This window comes from Neorhizobium galegae (assembly GCF_021391675.1).
In the GTDB taxonomy this organism is placed as follows: domain Bacteria; phylum Pseudomonadota; class Alphaproteobacteria; order Rhizobiales; family Rhizobiaceae; genus Neorhizobium; species Neorhizobium galegae_B.
This window is the reverse complement of record NZ_CP090095.1, coordinates 3419610-3433452: the sequence shown is the minus strand read 5'-3', so window position 1 is coordinate 3433452 and position 13843 is coordinate 3419610. Positions and strand designations below refer to the sequence as shown.

At 62.4% G+C, this 13843-nt stretch carries 11 protein-coding genes and 1 pseudogene; 10 read left to right on the top strand and 2 right to left on the bottom strand.

Annotated features, from left to right (window positions below; translation table 11 throughout):
• Window positions 1-28 precede the first annotated feature (28 nt).
• Window positions 29-571, top strand: coding sequence for a glutathione peroxidase (locus LZK81_RS17105; RefSeq protein WP_046604471.1), 543 nt, complete (start codon window positions 29-31; stop codon window positions 569-571).
• A gap of 59 nt (window positions 572-630) precedes the next feature.
• The gene (locus LZK81_RS17100) at window positions 631-993 is read left to right on the top strand and encodes a VOC family protein (protein ID WP_046624713.1); all 363 of its coding nucleotides are present in this window, start codon (window positions 631-633) and stop codon (window positions 991-993) included.
• 12 nt (window positions 994-1005) lie between these two features.
• Here the strand turns inward: LZK81_RS17100 and LZK81_RS17095 are convergent, their stop codons facing one another.
• Together LZK81_RS17095 and LZK81_RS17090 are read right to left on the bottom strand one after the other, a co-directional pair.
• The gene (locus LZK81_RS17095; RefSeq protein WP_046604637.1) at window positions 1006-1773 is read right to left on the bottom strand and encodes a TerC family protein; all 768 of its coding nucleotides are present in this window, start codon (window positions 1771-1773) and stop codon (window positions 1006-1008) included.
• 98 nt (window positions 1774-1871) lie between these two features.
• The gene (locus LZK81_RS17090; protein ID WP_046604475.1) at window positions 1872-2573 is read right to left on the bottom strand and encodes a TetR/AcrR family transcriptional regulator; all 702 of its coding nucleotides are present in this window, start codon (window positions 2571-2573) and stop codon (window positions 1872-1874) included.
• A 135-nt stretch (window positions 2574-2708) separates the two neighbouring features.
• On the opposite strand from LZK81_RS17090, the gene LZK81_RS17085 reads away from it, so the two are divergent.
• The 8 genes and pseudogenes from LZK81_RS17085 to LZK81_RS17050 all read left to right on the top strand — a co-directional run bounded on the left by LZK81_RS17085 (window position 2709) and on the right by LZK81_RS17050 (window position 13694).
• Window positions 2709-3923 (top strand): HlyD family secretion protein, encoded by a 1215-nt coding sequence (locus tag LZK81_RS17085; RefSeq protein WP_233954019.1) that lies wholly within the window; start codon window positions 2709-2711, stop codon window positions 3921-3923.
• A gap of 21 nt (window positions 3924-3944) precedes the next feature.
• Window positions 3945-5538, top strand: a pseudogene (locus LZK81_RS17080) (DHA2 family efflux MFS transporter permease subunit).
• A 143-nt stretch (window positions 5539-5681) separates the two neighbouring features.
• On the top strand, window positions 5682-6722 hold the full coding sequence (locus LZK81_RS17075) for a LacI family DNA-binding transcriptional regulator (protein ID WP_233954018.1): 1041 nt from the start codon (window positions 5682-5684) through the stop codon (window positions 6720-6722).
• Between the two features lie 22 nt (window positions 6723-6744).
• Window positions 6745-8199 (top strand): xylulokinase, encoded by a 1455-nt coding sequence (gene xylB / locus LZK81_RS17070; RefSeq protein WP_233954017.1) that lies wholly within the window; start codon window positions 6745-6747, stop codon window positions 8197-8199.
• A gap of 197 nt (window positions 8200-8396) precedes the next feature.
• Window positions 8397-9707 carry a xylose isomerase gene (xylA, locus tag LZK81_RS17065; RefSeq protein ID WP_233954016.1) on the top strand — a complete coding sequence of 437 codons (1311 nt, stop codon included), beginning with the start codon at window positions 8397-8399 and terminating at the stop codon, window positions 9705-9707.
• Between the two features lie 411 nt (window positions 9708-10118).
• Window positions 10119-11642: a sugar ABC transporter ATP-binding protein gene (locus tag LZK81_RS17060; protein WP_233954015.1), complete on the top strand. Its 1524-nt coding sequence runs from the start codon at window positions 10119-10121 to the stop codon at window positions 11640-11642.
• Window positions 11642-12643, top strand: coding sequence for an ABC transporter permease (locus tag LZK81_RS17055; RefSeq protein ID WP_233954014.1), 1002 nt, complete (start codon window positions 11642-11644; stop codon window positions 12641-12643). The genes LZK81_RS17060 and LZK81_RS17055 overlap by 1 nt, the downstream gene beginning before the upstream one ends.
• A gap of 100 nt (window positions 12644-12743) precedes the next feature.
• Complete coding sequence (locus LZK81_RS17050) at window positions 12744-13694, top strand: substrate-binding domain-containing protein (RefSeq protein WP_233954013.1); 951 nt, start codon at window positions 12744-12746, stop codon at window positions 13692-13694.
• Window positions 13695-13843 lie beyond the last annotated feature (149 nt).

Here is a 13843-nt window from a genome sequence, read left to right as displayed (position 1 = left end):
ATTGAATTGTTTTGAATGGAGATTTGTGATGACTGATGTTTTGAACGTGCCGGTGAAGCTGGCCGACGGCCGCGAGACCACGCTTTCGGAATACAAGGGCAAGGTGATGCTGGTCGTCAACGTCGCCTCGAAATGCGGCCTGACCAAGCAGTATGAAGGCCTCGAAAAACTCTACGAAGACAAGCGCGGCGATGGTTTCGTGATCACCGCCTTCCCGGCCAACAATTTCAAGGGCCAGGAGCCCGGCACGGACGCCGAGATCGTCGAGTTCTGCCAGCTCACCTACGATGTAAAATTCCCGATTTTCTCGAAGATCTCCGTCAAGGGCGAAGACAAGCACCCGCTCTACCAGGGCCTGACCGGCTCCGGCGTGCCGACCACCGGCGACGGCCCGATGAAGGAAAAGCTGCGCGGCTTCGGCATGGAGGTCGAAGACGGCGAGATCGTCTGGAACTTCGAAAAATTCCTGATCGGCCGCGACGGCGAGATCAAGGCCCGTTTCGCGCCTGATGTCGACGCGCAGGACAGCCGCCTGGTCGACGCGGTCGAGCGGGAACTGGCGAAGAACTGACAAGGCAGTAGGCCGCGAGTTGCGTCGCGGCCGTTTTGCTGGCTTCAGAGGGACAACCCGTGCCGCTCAGCCGTGTGACGATCTATGCGAAGGATGTCGAAGCGATGGTGCGTTTTTACGGGACGCATTTCGACTTCGAAGTCTTGCGATTGCCCGGTGATCGCATCGTCGAACTGGTCAGCAAGGATGGCGGCGCCAACCTGATGTTTCACCCGGCCGCCAAATCGCAGAAGACCGGCCAGGTGATCGTCAAACTGGTGTTCGACGTGGAGGATGTCGAAGCGTTCTGCCGCCGCGCGGCGGAACGAGGGCTGCAATTCGGCCCGATCCACAAGGCCGATGGCTACGAGTTCGCGAATGCCAAAGACCCGGGCCAGAACTCGATCGCGGTCTCCAGTCGAGCTTTCCGCAGAACGAAGTAAACTCTCCTCAACTCAATGCAGCGTCGTTCCGCCGCCCGTCTTCTTCTTGCGGGCGTTCTTGGCGAACATGTTGAGCGCTTCCACCGCCGCCGAGAAGGCCATGGCGGCGTAGATGTAGCCCTTGGGCACGTGCACGCCAAAACCTTCGACGATCAGGGTGCCGCCGATCATCAGCAGGAAGGCGAGTGCCAGCATGACGATGGTCGGGTTCTTCTCGATGAAATTGGCAAGCGGTGTGGCAGCGATCAGCATCACGGTGACGGCCGCCAGGACGGCGACCACCATGATCGGCAGATGCGGCGTCATGCCGACGGCGGTGATGATGCTGTCGATCGAGAAGACAAGGTCGAGCAGCAGGATCTGGCCGATTGCCGAGGCGAAGCTCATCTTGAGCACGTCCTTGCCAGCGCCGACCAGGTCTTCCTTGTGGTCGTCGACATCGACGGAGTGATGGATTTCCTTGGTCGCCTTCCAGACGAGGAAAAGGCCGCCGGCGATCAGGATCAGGTCCTTCCACGAGAAGCCGTGGCCGAAGGCCTCGAAGATCGGGTTGGTAAGTTGGACGATCCAGGCGACGGTGCCGAGCAGGGCGAGCCGCATGACGAGTGCCAGGCCGATGCCGATCTTGCGGGCACGCTCACGGTTTTCGGGCGGCAGCTTGTTGGTGAGGATGGAGATGAAGATGAGGTTGTCGATGCCGAGCACGACTTCCATGACGACGAGGGTGACAAGCGCCACCCAGGCGGCCGGATCCTGAACCAGCACGACGATATCCTGCATCAACATTCCCTTCTTTCAATCGCAAGGCGTAATTGCCTCCCCGATTTAAGGATTGATGAGCGGAAGACAAGAGGAGGTTGCGCTACAACCTCCTGAAATCAGGCATGTTCTTTCGTTTTTGCGGTCACGGAATTGTCATGGACGCCATAGGCTGCCATGAACACCCGGATCGCGCCCGTAACGACGTGGTCGATCTCGCTGAACGGTGGTGCATCCTTGAGATCGCCGAAAAGGCGCAGTTTGAGGAAGGTGCCGCTCACCATGTCGACGAATTGACGGGCTGCGAGATCGGTATCCTCCACCTTGAGATTGCCGAGTTCCACGTGACGCCTGATGAAATCGTCGAGCACGGTGCGGACGTTCTGGGACGACGAATTGAAGAAATGCCGGCAGAGGCTCGGCAGGCGATCGACGACGCCGATCACCGTACGCATCGCCTCTATCACCTGCGATGCGGTGATATGCGTCGCAAAACCCATGCCGAAGCGGTAGAGGCCGTCCTCGACTTCCTCGCTGCCGGCGAGGATATCACGCATGCGCAGCGTGATCCGTTCGCGCTCACGGGCAATGATCGCGCCGAACAGGTCTTCCTTGTTCTGGAAGTAGACGTAGATCGTCCCTTTCGAAACACCTGCCTCGCGGGTGATGTCGTTCATGCTTGCCGCGTCGAAGCCGAGCTTCATGAAGACGCGGTTCGCCCCGTCGATAATCTGCTCCCGTTTCGCCGGGTCCTCGCCCGCTGCGAAACGTCCGGCGGGAACCGGATCGGATATTTCCAGTTTCCTTGTCTGCCTGGCCATTTCGATGCCCTTTTTTAACCTTTTCGAACCGAGCGGTTCGATTGCTCTTGATATGTGTCATCGATGGGTCTATGTCAAGCTCGCTGAACCGATCGGTTCGATGGAATAAGACGCTCCCAAGACGGTAGATAGAAGATGACGTCCTCTCAGAATTCCGGCGCACTGCGCGCCGTGACGACGGAAAATGCTGGCCTCCCCAAGGCCGAGGCCCGCAAAGGCTCCCCGGCTGTAGAACAGCCCGCTGCGGCCGAGGCGATTGCGGCCCCCGCGGCCGCCAAGGCGCCTGAAAAGAAGAAACGCCGCGGTCTGCTGTTGCCGATCATTGCGCTTGCCCTCCTCGGTGGCGCTGGCTGGTATGGTTACAACTGGTGGATCGACGGTCGGTTCCTGGTTTCCACGGACGACGCGTATGTCGAAGGCGATATCGCGGTGATCTCGCCAAAGGTGTCCGGCTACGTCGCGAAGGTCAATGTTGTCGAGAACCAGGCCGTCAAGGCCGGCGAACCGCTCGTCACGCTCGACGACGGCGATTATCAGCTTGCACTTCGCAAGGCACAGACTGCTATCGAATCCGCCAAACTCGCTGTCTCCCGCATCGACGCGCAGATCGTCGGCGGCGAAGCGGCGGTGAAGCAGGCCCAGGCCCAGCAGGGCGCTCTCGAAGCCGCGGTTCGCGGTGCCGAGATCACCCAGAAGCGCGCGACGAGCCTGCAGGCAAGTGCGGTCGGCACCGCCGCGGCGCTCGACAATGCCGAGATCGCGCTTGAGCAGGCCCGCGCCAATCTCGTCGCCGGCCAGGCGGCCGTCGCGTCGGCCCAGGCCAATATCGGCCTCCTGCGTGCCCAGCGCGACGAGGCGGTCAATACGATCCATACCCAGGATCTTGCCCGAGACCAGGCCCAGCGGGATCTGAACTTCACGGTCCTGAAGGCGCCCTATGACGGCGTCATCGGCAACCTCTCGGTCCAGACGGGCGATCTCGTCTCGACCGGCAAGCGGCTCGCGTCGCTGGTGCCGCTGACCGAGCTCTATATCGAGGCGAATTTCAAGGAAACCCAGCTTGGCAACCTGCAGCCGGGTTCCAAGGTCCGCGTGCATGTGGATGCCTATGAGGATCACAACATCACAGGCACGGTGGTGTCGATCGCGCCCGCTTCCGGTGCCGTCTTCTCGATGCTGCCGCCGGAAAACGCGACCGGCAACTTCACCAAGGTCGTGCAGCGCGTTCCGGTTCGCATCTCGATCCCGAAGGAAGACCTCGAACGCCAGCACCTTCGCGCCGGCTTGAGCGTCGTCGTCGACGTCGATACCCGGACCGCGCCCGGCATTGGCGCCGTCGCTGCCAAGTAAAGAGAACCAAGGAGAGCGGCCATGGCAGGAGCAACGGCCACGGCGGGTCCGCCCCCTATGGCGATGCCAGCCGACCAGCCGATGGACAGACGCAAGCTCATCGCCTTCTTCGCGATGGTCTTCGGAATGTTCATGTCGATTCTCGACATCCAGATCGTCTCGGCCTCGCTCGCGGAAATCCAGGCCGGCCTTTCCGCCGGCTCGGATGAAATCGCCTGGGTGCAGACCTCCTACCTGATCGCCGAAGTGATCATGATCCCGCTGTCGGGCACCCTTGCCCGCATCATGTCGACGCGCATCCTGTTCTCCATGTGCGCAGCGGGCTTCACGCTGGCCAGCATCCTTTGCGCCACTGCCACGAATATCGACGAGATGATCGTCTATCGCGCCATCCAGGGCTTCATCGGCGGCGGCATGATCCCTTCTGGTCTTCGCGGCGGCCTTCACCATCTTCCCGCCGTCGAAGCGCAGCATCGTGTCACCGATCATCGGCCTCGTCGCGACGCTCGCCCCGACGATCGGCCCGACTGTCGGCGGTTACCTTTCCAATTCCTTCTCCTGGCACTGGCTGTTCCTGGTCAACGTCATCCCCGGCATCATCGTCACCGTCGTCACCTTCACGCTGATCGACTTCGACAAGCCGCAGCTGCAGCTGATGAAGAAGTTCGACTGGTGGGGGCTCGCCTCCATGGCTGTCTTCCTCGGTGCGCTGGAATACGTGCTGGAAGAAGGCAACAACAAGGACTGGTTCAGCGACGACAAGATCGTCATAGGCACCGTCTTCATCGTCATCGGCGCCTTGGTATTCTTCTGGCGTGCCTTCAAGGTCGAGTTCCCGATCGTCGATCTGAGGGCATTCGGCAACGCCAATTTCGCCTTCGGTTCATTGTTCTCCTTCATCATGGGCGTCGGGCTCTACGGGCTCACCTATCTCTATCCGCTCTATCTCGGTCGCATCCGTCACTACGATTCGCTGATGATCGGGGAGACGATGTTCGTTTCCGGCATCGCCATGTTCGTCTCGGCGCCGCTCGTCGGGCGGCTGTCGAACAGTGTCGACCTGCGCATCCTGATGGCCGTCGGTTTCGGCTCGTTTGCGATGGGCACATACTTGATGACCGGCATCACCGCCGACTGGGATTTCTACGAACTGCTGCTGCCACAGATCCTGCGCGGGTTCGGGATGATGATGTGCATGGTGCCGATCAGCAATATCGCGCTCGGGACGCTCGCGCCGCAGCGCATCCAGGGTGCGTCCGGCCTTTTCAACCTGACCCGCAACCTCGGCGGCGCGGTCGGCCTCGCCGTCATCAACACCGCGCTGACCCAGCGTTCCGACGAGCACTACGCCCGGCTTTCCGAACACGTCAACTACGGCAATCCGGCTGCGATGAACTGGCTCGACAGCGTCGGTGCCAACTACAATTCCTTCGGCCTCGACGGCAGCGCCGTCGCGCTGCAGAAGCTCTCCGGCATCATTACCCAGCAGGCCTTGCTGCTTTCCTTCATGGATGTCTTCTTCGTCCTGACGGGGCTGTTCGGCAGTCTGGTCTTCTTCGTCTTCCTGATCGCCAAGCCGGCCCGCCCTGCGGGCGCCGGTGGCGGAGGGCATTGATTGCAGCATTCCACCGCCGGGAAGGGGCCGCCACGCAAGTGACGGCCTTTTTCTTTTTTGGGATCGGCTTTCTTGAAACACGTACCTCAAATTTTGATTTACGTACCTCAGAATTTCCGCTAACACGGGCGGCGGAGGAATTCATGAAGCCCACTGTCCACGACATCGCGAAGATTGCGGGCGTCAGCCTTGCGACAGTCGACCGGGTTCTCAACGGCCGGCCGGGCGTGCGCTCCGTCACCCGCGGCAAGGTGGAGGGGGCCATCGCCTCGCTTGGCTATGTGCGCGATCTTGCCGCCGCCAACCTTGCCAAGAGCCGCACCTATTCCTTCGTCTTCATCCTGCCGGCCAACGACAATTCCTTCATGATCGGCCTGCATGAGGAAGTACGCGGCGCGGTCGCCCGCTCCAGCGCCGAGCGCACCGATATCCGCATCGCCGACGTGCCGCCCTTCGATCCGGGCGCGCTGGTTGCCGCCCTCGAAACCGTGCTCGCCGAAAAGCCGGCCGGCGTCGCCTTCGTCGCCATCGACGCGCCGGAAGTCCGTGCCGCCGCCGAGCGCCTGCGGCAGGCCGGCATCCCGATGGTGACCTTGGTCTCCGACCTGCCGGATTCCTCCCGCGACCATTATGCGGGCATCGACAATATCGCCGCCGGCCGCACGGCGGGCAGCCTGATGGGCCGTTTCCTCAGTGGCCCCCTGATGGAGGAACGGGGGGCGACCGTCGCGGTGCTTGCCGGCTCCATGCTGGTGCGCGACCATCGCGAGCGTCTGGAGGGTTTTTCGACGGTCATCGGTCAGGCCTATCCGAACGTTCACATTCTGCCCGTGCTCGAAGGCCGCGACGACCCGGAGCTCACTGAAACGATGATCGCCGATGCGCTGCGCCGCAATGCCGACATTGCCGGCATCTACAGTCTCGGCGCCGGCAATCGCGGTCTCATCCGCGCGCTACAGAAGGCGGGCGCTGTTCGCCGGCCGCTCGTCATCGCCCACGAACTGACCGCCTCGACCCGTGCGGCACTTGCCGACGGTGTCATCGACGCGGTGCTGAACCAGGATGCGGGCCACGAAGTCCGCAGCGCCATCCGCGTGCTGAAGGCCAAGGCCGACGGACTGCCGGTGCTCGCAGCACAGGAACGCATCCGCATCGACATTTTTCTGAAAGACAATCTGCCCTGAAGGCAGAAGAGGGAGTTGCACCATGTATCTCGGTCTCGATCTCGGTACGTCCGGCGTGAAGGCGATGCTGATCGACGGCGATCAGAGAATTATCGGTTCGGCGAGCGGCTCGCTGGACGTCTCGCGGCCGCATTCCGGCTGGTCGGAGCAGGATCCGGCCCACTGGATCCGCGCCACCGAAGAGGCCGTCGCCGGTCTCAAGGCGAAGTTCCCGAAGGAACTCGGGGCGGTGAAGGGCATCGGCCTTTCCGGCCAGATGCACGGCGCGACGTTGCTCGACGCCGAAGACAAGGTGCTGCGTCCCTGCATCCTGTGGAACGACACCCGTTCCCATCAGGAGGCCGCCGCGCTCGACGCCAACCCGATCTTCCGCAAGCTCACCGGCAATATCGTCTTCCCGGGCTTCACCGCCCCGAAGCTCGTCTGGGTCGCCAAGAACGAGCCGGAGATCTTTGCGAAGGTCGCCAAGGTGCTGCTGCCGAAGGATTATCTGCGCCTCTGGCTGACCGGCGAGCACATTTCCGAAATGTCCGATTCCGCCGGCACGTCCTGGCTCGATACCGGCGCCCGCAAATGGTCGTCCGAACTGCTTGCCGCGACGGGCCTTGACGAAAAACAGATGCCGTCGCTGGTCGAGGGCACCGAACAGGCAGGCAAGCTGCGCGGCGAACTTTCCTACAAATGGGGCATGGCCGAAGGCGTCGTGATCGCCGGCGGGGCAGGGGACAATGCGGCGTCGGCCTGCGGCATGGGCACGGTCGCGGAGGGTCAAGCCTTCGTCTCGCTCGGCACGTCCGGCGTGCTGTTTGCCGCCAACGCCGCCTATCTGCCGAAGCCGGAAAGCGCCGTGCATGCCTTCTGCCATGCGCTGCCGAAGACCTGGCATCAGATGGGCGTCATCCTGTCGGCGACCGACGCGCTCAACTGGTATTCGAACATTACCGGCAAGACGGCAGCCGAGCTCACCCAGGAACTCGGCGATGCGCTGAAGGTCCCATCGGGCGTCACCTTCCTGCCCTACCTTTCCGGCGAGCGCACGCCGCACAATGATGCGGCCATCCGCGGCGCCTTCATCGGCCTCGAACACGAGAGCAGCCGCGCGGTGCTGACCCAGGCGGTGCTCGAAGGTGTCACCTTTGCGATCCGCGACAATCTCGAGGCGCTGAAATCAGCCGGTACCTCGATTTCCCGCGTCACCGCGATCGGCGGCGGCTCGCGTTCACGCTACTGGCTGCAGTCGATCGCCACCTCTCTCGGCGTGCCGGTGGATATTCCGGCCGACGGCGATTTCGGAGCCGCCTTCGGTGCCGCCCGGCTGGGGCTGATCGCTGCAACCGGTGCCGACCCGCTTTCCGTCTGCTCGGCGCCGAAGACCGACGAGACCATCGAGCCGGTCTCGGGGCTGTCGGAGGCTTATGAGGCTGCCTATGGGCGCTACCGGGCGCTCTATCCGGCGATCAAGTCGCTGGCGCATTGAACGGCTTCCACTTGGAGGTGCGTTGAAAAGACCCCTCCCAACCCCTCCCCACAAGGGGGAGGGGCTTTATTGCCCCGAGTTCCGCTTTTCCGATTGGGCAAGGCGGTGCCACCAGCGTTCTCCCCCTTGTGGGGGAGATGCCGGCAGGCAGAAGGGGATCTTTAGCGCTCTCAAATACTCGATAGGAGAAACACCCCATGAGCACAGGCTTTTTCGGAGACATCCAGAAGATCAAATACGAAGGCCCGGATAGCACCAATCCGCTGGCCTTCCGCCACTACAACCCCGATGAGATCGTCGCGGGCAAGCGCATGGAGGATCACCTCCGGTTCGCCGTCGCTTATTGGCATACCTTCACCTGGCCGGGCGGCGATCCCTTCGGCGGCCAGACATTCCAGCGCCCGTGGTTCTCCGACACGATGGAAGCGGCGAAGATGAAGGCGGACGTCGCGTTTGAATTCTTCCAGCTGCTCGGCTCGCCCTTCTACTGCTTCCACGATGCCGACGTGCGTCCGGAAGGCAACAATTTCGCCGAGAACACGAGGAACCTCAACGAGATCGTCGACTATTTCGAGAAGAAGCAGGCCGAGACCGGCGTCAAGCTGCTCTGGGGCACTGCGAACCTCTTCTCCAACCGCCGCTACATGTCGGGTGCCGCCACCAATCCGGATCCGGACGTCTTCGCGTTTGCCGCGGCAACGGTGAAGACCTGCCTCGACGCCACCAAGAAGCTCGGCGGGTCCAACTACGTGCTGTGGGGCGGCCGCGAAGGTTACGAGACGCTGCTCAACACTGACCTGCCGCGCGAGCTCGACCAGATGGGCCGCTTCCTCAATCTGGTGGTCGAATACAAGTACAAGATCGGTTTTGAAGGCACGATCCTGATCGAGCCGAAGCCGCAGGAGCCGACCAAGCACCAGTACGACTACGACGTCGCGACCGTCTACGCGTTCCTGCAGAAGAACGGGCTTGAGAAGGAAGTGAAGGTCAATATCGAGCAGGGTCATGCGATCCTCGCCGGCCATTCCTTCGAACACGAGATCGCCATGGCCAACGCCTTCGGCATTTTCGGCTCGATCGACATGAACCGCAACGACATGCAGTCCGGCTGGGATACCGACCAGTTCCCGAACAACGTGCCGGAAATGGCGCTCGCCTATTACCATGTGCTCGCCGGCGGCGGCTTCCAGAACGGCGGCACCAATTTCGACGCGAAACTGCGCCGCCAGTCGCTCGACCCGCAAGACCTGCTGATCGGCCATATCGGCGGCATGGACTGCTGCGCCCGCGGCATCAAGGCGGCGGCGAAGATGCTCGACGACGGTGCCTTGAAGGCCCCGCTCGATGCCCGCTACGAGAAGTGGGACAGCCCCGAATACCAGAAAATGCTGCGCGGCGAATACAAGCTCGACGACATCGCCTCCTGGGTCGAGAAGCAGAACATCAACCCGGAACCGAAGTCGGGTCGCCAGGAGTATTTGGAAAACGTCGTCAATCGTTACGTTTGAACGTTTGCGTTTGATGGGCTCGCGCTGCCCCTCACCCTAACCCTCTCCCCGCTTGCGGGGAGAGGGGACGTGCCACGAGCGGCGTTGGAGAGGGGACGGAACGGTGCAGCATATGTCCTTCTCCCCGGTACGACGGGGAGAAGGATCCGCAGGACGCAGCCGGATGAGGGGCCGACGCTGCGTTGGAAAAGGACAACAACGCGACAAACGACAACCGGCAGGAGGTTTGCGCAAAGTGTCCCCACGTTCGCGTGTGAGCCTGGGAAATCTGCTTTACGTACCTCAGAATCTGGGCTAGCGTTCTCGTAGGGAGGAGCTTGGGTTGCAGATTATCATATACAGGCGTGCTGTCGGTAACGCAGCGGTCCACTGTCGGGCCGTGCTCTGCCCTATGGTCATGGGTGGCGCGCGATGAGTTCTGTGGACGCCAGCCCTACCGCGCCGCTTTTCGAAGCGACAGGTCTTTCCAAGACATTCGGCATCGTCGAAGTCCTCAAGGACATCAACCTTACCGTCCGCGCCGGCGAGGTTCACGCCATCATCGGCGAAAACGGCGCCGGCAAATCGACGCTGATGAAGATCATCGCCGGCAATCAGCCGCCGACCCGCGGCGAGATGAAGATCGATGGCGAGACCGTCAACTTTTCCGGTCCGGTCGATGCGGAACATCGCGGCATCGTGCTGGTGCACCAGGAAATCCTGCTGGCGCCGGATCTGACCGTCGCCCAGAACATCTATCTCGGCCGCGAGCTGCACAAGGGCGTCTTCATCGACGACCGCGCCATGAACGAGGGCGCGGCCAGGGCCGTCCGCGATCTCGGCAGCGATATCGATCCGAACACGATCGTCAGCCGCCTGTCGATCGCCCAGCGCCAGCTGGTGCAGATCGCCCGCGTGCTGCTGGTGCCGCACCGCATCGTCATCTTCGACGAGCCGACCGCGTCGCTGACGCCGCATGAGACCGACGCGCTGCTCAAGGTCATCCGGCAGATCCGCGCCAAGGGCGTCGGCGTGCTCTACATTTCCCACCGCCTGCCGGAGGTGAAGGAGATCGCCGACCGGGTGACGGTGCTGCGCGACGGAAGGCTCGTCGCCTCTCATAATACGAGCGAACTCCAGCCCGCCGACATGGCGCGGCTGATGGTCGGTCGCGACGTCGCAAAACTCTATCCGGACCGCCATGCGGCGCAGGCGCGCGAGACGGTGCTCGAAGTCGAGCATTTCAACGTTCCAGGGTATGCGCAGGATGCCTCGTTCCAGTTGAAAAAGGGGGAGATCCTCGGTTTTGCCGGCCTCGTCGGCGCCGGCCGCACCGAGCTTATGGAGGGCATGGTCGGCCTTCGCCCCAGCCGCGGTACCGTCCGCCATCTCGGCAAGCCGGTCAATTTCAGGGACGTGCATACGAGCCTCAAGGCCGGCATCGTCTATCTGTCCGAAGACCGCAAGGGCAAGGGCCTGCTGCTTACCAAGGACCTGATCGTCAACCTGACGCTCGCGTCGCTCGGCAAGTTCGCGGGCGCCCTGCAGATCGACCGCAAGCGCGAAAGTGCAGCACTCGACAAGGCGATCCGCGATTTCGACATTCGCACCGGCCGCAAGGACATCCTCGCCGGCCAGCTTTCCGGCGGCAACCAGCAGAAACTGCTGCTCGCCAAGATGATGCTGCTCGATCCGTCGATCGTCATCATCGACGAGCCGACGCGCGGCATCGATATCGGCAACAAGGAACAGATCTACAAATTCATCGCCAACCTGGCCGAGGAGGGGCGTTCGATCATCGTCGTCTCCTCCGAAATGCCGGAACTGATCGGCATCTGCGACCGCATCCTCGTCATGCGCTCCGGCCGGATCGTCGGCGAAGTGACGGGGGACCATATGAACGAAAACGAAATCGTCGTGCTGGCCACGGGCGTCACCAAAGGGGAGGCCGCGTGATGGCGAATGTCGCAAGCGAAACCGCCAAGGCGCCGAAGACCTCCAAGGACTGGGACATGGCGGCGATCGCTCCGTTCATCGCGCTCGCCCTTCTTCTGGTGCTCGGCTATTTCGCCAACTCGAATTTCATGACCACGGCCAACCTGCTGAACGTCGTGACCCGCAGCTCCTTCATCGCCGTCATCGCGCTCGGCGCCACCTATGTGATCACCGCGGGCGGGCTCGACCTTTCGGTCGGCGCCATGCTCGCCTTCGTCGCCAGCCTGATGATCCTGTTCCTGAATTCGGGAACAGTTGCCGACCCGGCCCTGGCGCTCACCGCCGGCATGGCGCTGGCGATTGCGATCGGCGCCGCCTGCGGTCTCGCCAACGGCCTGATCACCACGATCGGCCGGATCGAACCCTTCATCGCCACGCTCGGCACGATGGGCATCTATCGCGGCCTCACCACCTGGCTCAGTCAGGGCGGCGCCATTACCGTGCGCGACCGCGATATTCTGGCGCTCTACCGGCCGGTCTATTCCGGCTCGTTCGTCGGCGTGCCGGTGCCGATCATCGTCATCTTCGTCACCGCGGCGATTGCCGCCTTCGTGCTCTATCGCACCCGTTACGGCCGACATGTCACCGCGGTCGGCTCGAACGAGGACGTGGCGCGCTATTCCGGCATTTCGATCAACCGGGTGCGCACCGTCACCTATGTCATCCAGGGGCTCTGCGTCGCGGTCGCCGTGCTGCTCTACGTGCCGCGCCTCGGCTCGACATCGGCCACGACCGGCAGCTTCTGGGAACTGCAGGCGATCACCGCGGTCGTCGTCGGCGGCACCGCCCTTCGGGGAGGGGTCGGGCGCATCTGGGGCACGATCTGCGGCGCCTTCATTCTGGAAATCGTCGGCAACATCATGCTGTTGTCCAACTTCGTCAGCGAATACCTGATCGGCGCCATCCAGGGAGCGATCATCATCATCGCCATGCTGGTTCAAAGGTCGCTGATGCGGAAATAGGCCGCTGACGCGGATATAAGCCACGGAGGATTGACCGGGCTGATGGGTCGCGCCCGGTCCTGAAATATTAAAGACCCTGATATTGTGGGAGAGAGAAACAATGCGCAGACAAATTTTGGGACTGGCCGTGGCGTCGCTGGCACTTTTCGCCGGCACCGCCTTCGCCCAGGACAAGAAGGTGACGATCGGCGTTTCCATTCCGGCTGCCGACCACGGCTGGACCGCCGGCGTCGTGTTCCATGCCGAACGCGTCGCCAAGCTGCTGATGAAGGAACATCCGGGCCTCAACGTCATCGTCAAGACCTCGCCGGACGCGGCAAGCCAGGCCAACGCCGTGCAGGATCTCGCGGTCCAGGGGCTCGACGCGCTGGTCATCCTGCCGTCCGATCCGGATCCGCTCGTCAACGCCATCCAGCAGGTCAAGGACAAGGGCACGTTCGTGGCGCTGGTCGACCGCGCGCCTTCCGTCAACGACAGCACCATTCGTGACCTTTATGTCGCCGGCAACAATCCGGCACTCGGCCAGGTCGCCGGCGAATATATCAAGAAGACCACGCCGGACGCACAGGTCGTCATCATCCGCGGCCTGCCGATCCCGATCGACCAGCAACGCCAGGACGGTTTCGACAAGGGCATTGCCGGCTCCAAGGTGAAGATCCTCGATCGCCAGTTCGGCAACTGGAGCCGCGACGACGCGTTCAAGGTGATGCAGGACTTCCTGACCAAGTATCCGAAGATCGACGTGGTCTGGTGCCAGGACGATGACATGGCCGTCGGCGTTCTCGAAGCCATCTCCCAGGCCAAGCGCACCGACATCAAGTATGTGGTCGGCGGCGCGGGCTCCAAGGACATGGTGAAGAAGGTCATGGACGGCGACAAGATGATCCCGGTCGACGTTCTCTATCCGCCGGCAATGGTGGCGACCGCCATGGAACTCACCGCCGGCAATTTCTACGACAAGGTCCCGGTCAGCGGCACCTACATCCTCGACGCCACGCTGGTGACGAAGGACAATGCCAAGAACTTCTACTTCCCGGATTCTCCGTTCTGATAACCGACACGGCCGTGCCCGCCTTTATTTTTTGGCGGGCACGGCCACAACCTCACCCTCATTCCTGTGCTTGTCACAGGAATCCAGCCACGGCGCGTCTGCGCCGTGAAAAGGCTCTTCCGCGCCCAAGGACTTGGACGCACTGGATT